We start from the raw sequence: 743 nt of genomic DNA on the forward strand, positions 1-743 counted from the left end.
AGGCTTCCTCCTAAAAGAAAGCCTTGAATCACGTTCAATCTGATTTGAGAATCCCAAGAGTCCACACGGCCTAGAGATGTTCGGTTGAAGACGCCGAAGTCGGAAGCTGACACGGCGCTGAGGCCATTCCGCCGCAATTCAACAGCCACGCTGGCGCTTAAGCGTGTTTGGCTGCTATGGCGCAAGGCGCGCATCATATTCCGCGAGCGGCACGCCGATTGCTGGGATGAGGAGCATAAGCCGCCGCGGCCAAAGTGGTCGCAGCCGCCCCGCTCCGAAAGAACTCCCAATGAGGCTTGCCCGATTGATCCTGATAAATGCAACCTTAATCCTGATCCTGCTCCTGCTCGGAATAGCAGCAGCGGTCAACATCAGTCCCACTATTGCCGCAAACTTCCGTCTGCCGGGCAACGAGATTGCAGCACCGCTCATTCAGACGATCCGGCTCGAGGCCGGGTTGAGCTCTCGCGCGAACGGACATTTTTGCAGCCGGATCATCCAACCCGCGCATTTTGTATCCTTCTGTCGGCCGACCAGTTCCGCCCAAGTAAGTCGATGGAGAAGCCTCTCCGGGTATCGCAAGCAGCTTCACGACTAAAGAGCGGCAAGTTCGTGCTGTGGCGTTCGAATGTGAAGTTCGCCAATCGCGCGGATAGCCTTCAGATGATTGAAATGGACCCCGATTGTGGGACCACGTGCTTAGTTGGAAGGGGCTGCTCCGTTTGATAGACGGAGCGCATGAT

General features: G+C 56.4%; 1 protein-coding gene. It reads left to right on the forward strand.

Going from position 1 to position 743, the window contains the following annotated elements:
- Window positions 1-289 precede the first annotated feature (289 nt).
- Entirely contained in the window at window positions 290-598 is a 309-nt protein-coding gene (locus AAFX91_RS42150; RefSeq protein WP_051397369.1) for a hypothetical protein, read from the forward strand.
- Window positions 599-743 lie beyond the last annotated feature (145 nt).

This window comes from Bradyrhizobium sp. 31Argb (assembly GCF_043638955.1).
Lineage (GTDB): Bacteria > Pseudomonadota > Alphaproteobacteria > Rhizobiales > Xanthobacteraceae > Bradyrhizobium.

What these genes read in the sequence shown, in the direction of transcription:
- AAFX91_RS42150 (WP_051397369.1), top strand. Translation starts at nt 290, where the DNA reads ATGAGGCTTGCCCGATTGATCCTGATAAATGCAACCTTAATCCTGATC.